Raw genomic sequence first — 473 nt, 5'->3', positions numbered from 1 at the left:
ATTCCCAGAATCGAGGCATGCCGACGATCGTCTTCCTCGGGGCGGGGAGCGTCGTGTTCACACGACAGCTGCTCACCGACCTGCTCCGCTTCCCCGACCTGCCGGTGCTCGACATCGCGCTCCACGACATCGACGCCGATCGTCTCGAAGTCGCCCGGCTGACCGCGCACAACGTCGCCCGGCAGCTCGGCCGCGATGTGCGGGTCACCGCATCCGCCGACCGTCGCGCGGCGCTCGCCGGCGCCGACGTGGTGGTCAACATGATCCAGGTCGGCGGGATCGCGGCCACCCGCGTCGACCTCGAGCTGCCGGCCCGCCGCGGGCTGCTGCAGACGATCGGCGACACGACCGGAGTCGGCGGGGTGTTCCGCGCCCTGCGCACCTTCCCCGTGCTCACCGGCACCGCACGCGACATGCGCGAGCTCTGCCCCGACGCGTGGTTCCTCAACTACACGAACCCGATGGCCATGAAC

General features: G+C 70.6%; 1 pseudogene. It reads left to right on the top strand.

From position 1 onward, the window contains the following. Nucleotides 1–17 precede the first annotated feature (17 nt). Nucleotides 18–473, top strand: a pseudogene (locus FJ658_RS03660) (alpha-glucosidase/alpha-galactosidase); the annotation flags it as partial.

Origin of the sequence: Schumannella sp. 10F1B-5-1, from assembly GCF_006517535.1 — a bacterium.
Classification (GTDB): domain Bacteria; phylum Actinomycetota; class Actinomycetes; order Actinomycetales; family Microbacteriaceae; genus Schumannella.
This window is presented reverse-complemented; position numbering and strand designations above follow the sequence as displayed.